This is a genomic window from Actinosynnema sp. (genome assembly GCF_052038725.1).
This window is the reverse complement of sequence record NZ_JBQGCX010000174.1, coordinates 1-7,612: the sequence shown is the minus strand read 5'-3', so window position 1 is coordinate 7,612 and position 7,612 is coordinate 1. Positions and strand designations below refer to the sequence as shown.

9 protein-coding genes and 1 tRNA gene are annotated in these 7,612 nt (G+C 69.7%); 8 read left to right on the top strand and 2 right to left on the bottom strand.

Annotated elements, in window-relative coordinates; all coding sequences use genetic code 11:
* Positions 1 to 403: 403 nt before the first annotated feature.
* Positions 404 to 1,645, bottom strand: coding sequence for a pyridoxal phosphate-dependent aminotransferase (locus ACTUAL_RS03260; protein ID WP_096497149.1), 1,242 nt, complete (start codon positions 1,643 to 1,645; stop codon positions 404 to 406).
* A 191-nt stretch (positions 1,646 to 1,836) separates the two neighbouring features.
* Here ACTUAL_RS03260 and ACTUAL_RS03255 point away from each other — a divergent pair.
* The 5 genes from ACTUAL_RS03255 (at position 1,837) to rplA (ending at position 4,609) form a co-directional block, all read left to right on the top strand.
* Positions 1,837 to 1,909, top strand: a tRNA-Trp gene (locus ACTUAL_RS03255).
* 31 nt (positions 1,910 to 1,940) lie between these two features.
* On the top strand, positions 1,941 to 2,351 hold the full coding sequence (gene secE / locus ACTUAL_RS03250; RefSeq protein WP_096497148.1) for a preprotein translocase subunit SecE: 411 nt from the start codon (positions 1,941 to 1,943) through the stop codon (positions 2,349 to 2,351).
* 85 nt (positions 2,352 to 2,436) lie between these two features.
* The gene (nusG, locus tag ACTUAL_RS03245) at positions 2,437 to 3,255 is read left to right on the top strand and encodes a transcription termination/antitermination protein NusG (protein WP_096497147.1); all 819 of its coding nucleotides are present in this window, start codon (positions 2,437 to 2,439) and stop codon (positions 3,253 to 3,255) included.
* A gap of 108 nt (positions 3,256 to 3,363) precedes the next feature.
* Positions 3,364 to 3,798 (top strand): 50S ribosomal protein L11, encoded by a 435-nt coding sequence (gene rplK, locus ACTUAL_RS03240; RefSeq protein ID WP_015805315.1) that lies wholly within the window; start codon positions 3,364 to 3,366, stop codon positions 3,796 to 3,798.
* Between the two features lie 94 nt (positions 3,799 to 3,892).
* Positions 3,893 to 4,609 (top strand): 50S ribosomal protein L1, encoded by a 717-nt coding sequence (gene rplA / locus ACTUAL_RS03235; protein WP_096497146.1) that lies wholly within the window; start codon positions 3,893 to 3,895, stop codon positions 4,607 to 4,609.
* Between the two features lie 78 nt (positions 4,610 to 4,687).
* On the opposite strand, the gene ACTUAL_RS03230 is transcribed toward rplA, so the two are convergent.
* A complete protein-coding gene (locus ACTUAL_RS03230) occupies positions 4,688 to 5,623 on the bottom strand; it encodes a hypothetical protein (RefSeq protein ID WP_157767938.1) in 936 nt (311 codons plus the stop codon).
* Between the two features lie 274 nt (positions 5,624 to 5,897).
* On the opposite strand from ACTUAL_RS03230, the gene rplJ reads away from it, so the two are divergent.
* From rplJ to ACTUAL_RS03215, 3 genes are all read left to right on the top strand, one after another.
* The gene (rplJ, locus tag ACTUAL_RS03225; RefSeq protein WP_015805312.1) at positions 5,898 to 6,452 is read left to right on the top strand and encodes a 50S ribosomal protein L10; all 555 of its coding nucleotides are present in this window, start codon (positions 5,898 to 5,900) and stop codon (positions 6,450 to 6,452) included.
* A 62-nt stretch (positions 6,453 to 6,514) separates the two neighbouring features.
* Entirely contained in the window at positions 6,515 to 6,901 is a 387-nt protein-coding gene (rplL, locus tag ACTUAL_RS03220) for a 50S ribosomal protein L7/L12 (protein ID WP_096497144.1), read from the top strand.
* Between the two features lie 190 nt (positions 6,902 to 7,091).
* On the top strand, positions 7,092 to 7,612 hold a 521-nt coding region (locus ACTUAL_RS03215), incomplete at its 3' end, for an ABC transporter ATP-binding protein (protein ID WP_440899220.1).

Genomic DNA, 7,612 nt, shown 5'->3' with positions numbered 1-7,612 from the left:
GGCCGACGATGACCATGGGCCAGGCGATGACGCCGATGAACGGGATGAAGCTGAGCAGCAGGCCCACGAGCCCCAGGACGAGGCTGCCGGTCGCCATGCCGTTCTGCGCGGGCTGCGGGTGGCCCTGCGGCGCGTACTGGGTGGGCTGCTGGGGGTAGGACATCGGTGACTCCCGTGGTGCGGTGGCTCTCGGCGAGCCGGACGACGGATTAGTCGTGATCGCCGAGAGTTCGTTAACAGCCGAAGCCTCGATAGGGCATTTAGACCCCATCGGAGGGGGCGTTCGGCCGGGTTTCACCGTGAAACACCACTTTTTTCACCCTTTCGGGTTCCCCTTTTTAGGGGGTAAAACGCCGAAGGCGGCCCCCGGTCGGAGGCCGCCTTCGGGGTGGGGTTCGGTGAGCTACTTCACCTCGGCGAGCAGCTTCGCCATGCGGTCGAGGCCGGTCTTGAGGTCCTCGTCGCCGAGCGCGTAGGACAGGCGCAGGTAGCCGGGGGTGCCGAAGGCCTCGCCGGGGACCACGGCGACCTCGGCGTGCTCCAGGATCAGCGCGGCCAGCGTCACCGAGTCGGTGATCTCCTGGCCCCGCAGCTCCTTGCCGATCAGCGCCTTCACCGACGGGTAGACGTAGAACGCGCCGGTCGGGGTGGGGCAGTCCACGCCGGGGATCGCGGACAGCAGCTCCACGATCAGGCGACGCCTGCGGTCAAACGCGACGCGCATCGCGTGCGCGGCCTCCAGCGAGCCGGACACGGCCTCCAGCGCGGCGCGCTGTGCGACGTTCGACACGTTCGAGGACAGGTGCGACTGGAGGTTCGAGGCGGCCTTGACCACGTCGGCCGGGCCGATCAGCCAGCCGACCCGCCAGCCGGTCATCGCGTACGTCTTGGCCACGCCGTTGAGCACGATCGTGCGGTCGGCCATCTCCGGCACGGCCACAGGCAGCGAGACCGCCTCGGCGCCGTCGTAGACCAGGTGCTCGTAGATCTCGTCGCTGATCACCCACAGGCCGTTCGCGTGCGCCCACCGGCCGATCGCGGTGATGGCCTCGCGGCTGTAGACCGAGCCGGTCGGGTTGGACGGCGAGCACAGCAGCAGCACCTTCGTGCGCGGCGTGCGGGCCGCCTCCAGCTGCTCGACGGTCACCAGGTAGTCGGTGGTCTCGTCCGCCGTGACCTGCACCGGGACGCCGCCCGCGAGGGTGATGGCCTCGGGGTAGGTGGTCCAGTACGGCGCGGGCAGCAGCACCTCGTCACCGGGGTCGACGATGGTCGCGAACGCCTGGTAGACGGCCTGCTTGCCGCCGTTGGTGATCAGCACCTGGCTCGCGGCCACCTCGTAGCCGGAGTCGCGCCGGGTCTTCGCGGCGACGGCCTCGCGCAGCTCGGGCAGGCCCGCGGCCGGGGTGTAGCGGTGGTTGCGCGGATCGGCGCACGCGGCCTGGGCGGCGGCCACGACCGCCTCCGGCGTCGGGAAGTCGGGCTCGCCCGCCCCGAACCCGATCACCGGTCGCCCCGCCGCCTTGAGCGCCTTCGCCTTCGCGTCGACCGCCAGCGTGGCGGACTCGGCGATGCCCCCGATCCGCCGGGAGATCCGGGGGAGCGCGGGGGCGGTGGGCGCGGGGGTCGTCTCAGGCTCAGCCATGGCGCCAATCGTGGCAGACGCGCCCCCGATACCCGCGTCCGCACCCCCGCTGACCGGGCAAGTTGGAAGATCGGCGGGGTTGTGCAGTATGCTTCCGGTCTTGGAACGCCCCATCACACCTCACAGGGTCTCCACAAGAGCTTGTGAGGGGGGTGCAAGGCGTCTCCCGCCAGGGGTCCGCGAGGGCCCAAAGGGGTGTAGCTCAACTGGCAGAGCAGCGGTCTCCAAAACCGCAGGTTGCAGGTTCAAGTCCTGTCGCCCCTGCGTCGAAACGCGATGGTGAGCGGAGGACGGCATGAGCGAGGGCCGCGAGCAGGGCCAGCCGGAAAAGCGCGACGACGCGTCCCGGCCGGTCACCGCCGCCGCGCGCCGCGAGCGCCGTGGCACCGCGCGTCCGGCGTCCCGAAAGGACGCCGGGCGCTCCGCGGAGCCGAAGTCCGACAAGGTGGACTCCACCTCGGACTCCGCGAAGAAGGGCAAGCCGACCCGTTCCCGCGAGGGCAAGGAGAAGCGGCCGAACATCTTCGCGCGCTTCTTCCGCTACATCCGCGAGGTGGTCGGCGAGCTCCGGAAGGTGATCTGGCCGACCCGCAAGCAGATGGTCACCTACACCTCGGTCGTGCTGGTCTTCGTGGCCTTCATGACGGCGCTGGTCTTCGGTCTGGACATCGCCTTCGCCGAGGGCGTGTTCTGGCTGTTCGGCTGACGCCGGCTCGCCCGGTCCGCCCCGCAGACGTCGCGGGGCTGTGACAGGCTGGGCACGTGATGCACGAAAGGAAGCGAGACCAACAGTGACCTCCGAGAACGGCGCGAGCGCCCAGGAGCTGACCGACCTGACCGACGAGCGGGACCCCGGCACCGGGGAGGACCGCGTCGAGGTCGAGGCTGAGGCGTCGTCGGAGGACACCACCGAGGTCTCCGCCGAGGACAACGCCGACGCCGCCGACACCGCCGACGGTGATGTCGACGTCGTCGAGCTCGACAGCACCCCGATCGACGCCGAGCCCGCCGACCCCGCCGCCGAGATGCGCGAGGCCCTGCGCCGCGCGCCCGGCGACTGGTACGTCGTGCACTCGTACGCCGGTTACGAGAACAAGGTCAAGACCAACCTCGAGACGCGCATCCAGACGCTCGACATGGAGGACTACATCTTCCAGGTCGAGGTGCCGACCGAGGAAGTCACCGAGATCAAGAACGGCCAGCGCAAGCAGGTGCAGCGCAAGGTGCTGCCCGGCTACATCCTGGTCCGCATGGAGCTGAACGACGGTTCCTGGAGCGCGGTGCGCAACACGCCCGGTGTCACCGGGTTCGTGGGCGCGACCTCCAAGCCGTCGCCGCTGACCGTCGACGAGGTGCTGAAGTTCCTGCTCCCCCAGGGCAAGCAGGAGCCCGCCGCGGGCAAGAAGGCCGCGACCACCCCGGTCAAGTCGACCGTCGAGGTGGACTTCGAGGTGGGCGAGTCGGTCACCGTCATGGACGGCCCGTTCGCGACGCTGCCCGCCACCATCAGCGAGGTCAACGCGGACGGCCAGAAGCTCAAGGTCCTCGTGTCGATCTTCGGTCGCGAGACGCCGGTCGAGCTGTCGTTCAGCCAGGTCTCCAAGATCTGATCCGCCTCCCTCCCCCCGGTCTGAGCCGGGGGGACCCCAGGGGGAGCGGGCAGCCACGCTGCGGCTGGCAGGGCCGCGCGCGGACACCGCAATAGAGGAAGCACTGAGATGCCACCCAAGAAGAAGAAGCTCGCAGCGGTCATCAAGCTGCAGATCAAGGCCGGCGCCGCGAACCCGGCCCCGCCGGTCGGCCCCGCGCTGGGCCAGCACGGCGTCAACATCATGGAGTTCTGCAAGCAGTACAACGCGGCCACCGAGTCGCAGCGCGGAACCGTGGTGCCGGTCGAGATCTCGGTCTACGAGGACCGGTCGTTCGACTTCAAGCTCAAGACCCCGCCCGCCGCGAAGCTGATCCTCAAGGCCGCCGGCGTGGAGAAGGGCTCGGGCGAGCCGCACCGCCTCAAGGTCGCCAAGGTGACCATGGAGCAGGTGCGCGAGATCGCGCAGACCAAGATGGTCGACCTGAACGCGAACGACGTCGACCAGGCCGCGAAGATCATCGCCGGTACCGCCCGCTCCATGGGCATCACGGTCGAGGGCTGACCCTCCTCCGCGCCCCGTTCGCGGGGCACCCCGACAGCGTGGGAGGGCCCAGCGCGGCCCGGACCACTACTGATCCACTCAGAAGGACAGAAGCATGAAGCGCAGCAAGGCGTACAAGAACGCCGCCGAGCTGGTGGACCGGGAGCGGCTGTACTCGCCGCTGGAGGCCGCCAAGCTCGCCAAGGAGACCTCCAAGGTGAAGCTGGACGCGACCGTCGAGGTCGCCATCCGGCTGGGCGTCGACCCCCGCAAGGCCGACCAGATGGTCCGCGGCACCGTGAACCTGCCGCACGGTACGGGCAAGACCGCCCGCGTGATCGTCTTCGCCACGGGTGACAAGGCCGCCGAGGCCGAGGCCGCCGGTGCGGACGCGGTCGGCAGCGACGAGCTGATCGCCCGCATCCAGGGCGGCTGGCTGGACTTCGACGCCGCGATCGCGACGCCGGACCAGATGGCCAAGGTCGGCCGCATCGCCCGCATCCTCGGCCCGCGCGGCCTGATGCCGAACCCGAAGACCGGCACCGTGACCCCCGAGGTCACCAAGGCCGTGACGGACATCAAGGGCGGTAAGATCAACTTCCGCGTCGACAAGCAGGCGAACCTGCACCTCGTCATCGGCAAGGTGTCGTTCGACCCGGAGAAGCTGGTCGAGAACTACGCCGCCGCGCTGGACGAGATCCTGCGTGCCAAGCCCTCCGCCGCGAAGGGCCGGTACGTCAAGAAGGTGACCGTCTCGACGACGATGGGCCCCGGCATCCCCGTGGACCCGAACCGCACGCGCAACCTGCTCTCGGACGAGGCCACCGTCTGACGGTCCCGCACCCGAGCTCACGCCGAACCCCCGGTCAGCAGACCGGGGGTTCGGCGTTTTTCCAGCTCTTTCGCAGCACTAGGGCTGGGTGCAGGTCTCCTGCTCGTAGGCCGAGATCATCCACTTCTCGTTGCTCTGCCGGGTCACGGTGAACTTCCCCAGCCTCGGCCCGCCGGACACGACGGCCTCGCAGGAGCTGATCACCACGACGTCGGTCGTCGGCGTCTTGTACAGCTCGCTGGAGAACGAGACGCCGCTGTAGTTCGTCACGTGCGTGACCTGCGGCTTGAGCGCGGCGAACGCCTCCTCGCAGGTGCCAGCGCCGAAGGCCGAGGCGAACCCGTCCCTGGCGGAGTCCTCGCTGAACAGCACCTTGCACGCCCGGACCCGGCCGGAGCCCACGTCGCCGTACAGCTTCGCGATCGTCTTCACCGGCGTGTCCGGCGCCATCTCCACGGCCTCGCCGGTCGGGCCGCCCGCGGTCTGCGCGCGGTCGCCGGGCTGCTCGCCGCCGAAGTACTGGTCGTAGAAGTACTGGAGCACCAGGAGCAGCACGCCCAGGGTGACCAGCCTGCGGACCAGCCTGCTCGCGAGCACGTGCTGCCACCACGGCTTGCCCTTGTGCACGGCGGGCGCGGGCGGCGGGTACGGCTGCTGGTGCGGCGCGGGATAACCGGGAGCGGGGTAGCCGGGGGCGGGGGGACCGGGCGCCGGGTAGCCGGGCGCGGGGTGCCCGCCGTGCGCCTGGCCCGGCTGCGGGCCGCCGGGCGGGAACTGCGGGGCCGCCTGCTGCGGGGCGCCGCCTGCGAGCCGGGGGTCGGTCACCGGGCCCCGGTCCACCGCGCTGCCCTCGACCACCTGCGGCAGGTTCCCGGAGTCCGCGCCGCCGGGCGGGAGCGCGCCCTGCTGCCGCTGCGCCTCCTGGAAGCGCTCGAACTCCTGGAACCGCTGGAACTCCTGGAACCGGCGGAGCTGCTCAGGGTCGAGGTCAGGGGGGCGCTGCTCGTCCGTCACGCCCGTCATCATCCCGGATTTGGTCCAGCGGGGAAGCGTCGGTTACGCTTGCCGAGTTCCACCCAAGACCGCTGGTCTCATCGCGCCCTCTCGGGCGTGAGGACGAAGGTCCCGCTGGTACAGCGGGCGACCCGCGCAGGAGGACGAGGTAAGGCCTGGTCGCGGTTCGCCGTGATCCGTCCGCCCTTGTGCTGTTGCGCAGGGGCGTTTTTTTGTGCCCAGAACGCGGACCTCTCGGCTGATCGGCGTCACCAAGCCCAGAGAGGAGGCGATCATGGCGAAGCCCAGCAAGGTTTCGGCCGTCGCCGAGCTGTCGGACAAGTTCCGCGGTAGCTCGGCCGCTGTCGTCACCGAGTACCGTGGCCTCTCCATGGCGCAGCTCACCACGCTGCGTCGCGCTCTCGGCGCGGGCACCACTTACACCGTTGCGAAGAACACGCTGGTCAAGCGTGCCGCGGAGGACGCGGGCGTCGAGGGCCTCGAGGCCCTGCTCGTCGGCCCGACCGCGATCGCGTTCGTCGAGGGCGAGCCGGTCGACGCGGCGAAGGCCCTGCGCGACTTCGCGAAGGACAACAAGGCCCTGGTCATCAAGGGCGGCTACATGGATGGCCGCCCCCTCTCGGTTGACGAGGTCACCGCTATCGCGGACCTCGAGAGCCGTGAGGTGCTGCTCGCCAAGCTGGCGGGCGCGATGAAGGGCAACCTGGCCAAGGCCGCGGGTCTGTTCAACGCCCCCGCCTCCCAGGTCGCTCGCCTGGCCGCCGCTCTGGTGGAGAAGAAGCAGGCCGACGCGCCTGCCGACGCTCCTGCCGAGCCCGCCGAGAGCTGATCACACCAACCAGACTCCGCGTCCGGCCGCAGTTCGGGCGTTGAACAGAAAGGACCGCCATCATGGCGAAGCTCAGCACCGACGAGCTGCTCGACGCGTTCAAGGAGATGACCCTCCTGGAGCTGTCGGCCTTCGTGAAGCAGTTCGAGGAGACCTTCGAGGTCACCGCCGCTGCTCCGGTCGCCGTGGCCGCCCCGGCCGCCGGTGGCGCCGCTGCCCCCGCCGAGGAGGAGAAGGACGAGTTCACCGTCGTCCTCGAGTCCGCCGGTGACAAGAAGATCCAGGTCATCAAGGTCGTCCGCGAGGTCGTCTCGGGCCTGGGCCTGAAGGAGGCCAAGGAGCTGGTCGAGGCCGCTCCGAAGCCGCTCCTGGAGAGCGTGGCGAAGGACGTCGCCGACGCCGCCAAGGAGAAGCTCGAGGCCGCCGGCGCCAAGATCTCGCTCAAGTGATCTGACGCTTCAGCGCTTCAAGAGCGGGTCCCCCATTCGGGGGGCCCGCTCTTTTTTGTTGCCCTTCCGTTACTGACGTTCCCCCGACCGAGGAGTAACCCCTTAGGAAGCGCCTCGTTGCACTGTGAAGACGCTCACGTGATGGGTGTCACGACGGCGCGGCCAACGACGGCGGCGACGGGGAGGTGGGATGGGCGTCGAAGTGGTGGTCGACGGCCTCACGAAGTCCTTCGGCGGGCAGAACATCTGGCGGGACGTGACGCTGACCGTGCCCGCGGGCGAGGTCAGCGTGCTGCTGGGACCGTCCGGGACCGGCAAGTCCGTGTTCCTCAAGTCGCTGGTCGGGCTCCTCAAGCCCGAGCGCGGCAGCATCACGGTCAACGGCACCGACCTGGTCCGCTGCTCCGAGCGGGAGCTGTACGAGATCCGCAAGCTGTTCGGCGTGCTGTTCCAGGACGGCGCCCTGTTCGGCTCGATGACCCTCTTCGACAACGTGGCGTTCCCGCTGCGCGAGCACACCCGCGAGTCCGAGACCGGGATCAGGCGGATCGTGCTGGAGAAGATGGAGATGGTCGGGCTCGTCGGGGCCGAGCGGAAGCTGCCCGGCGAGATCTCCGGCGGGATGCGCAAGCGGGCCGGGCTGGCCCGAGCGCTCGTGCTCGATCCGCAGATCATTCTCTTCGACGAGCCGGACTCCGGCCTCGACCCGGT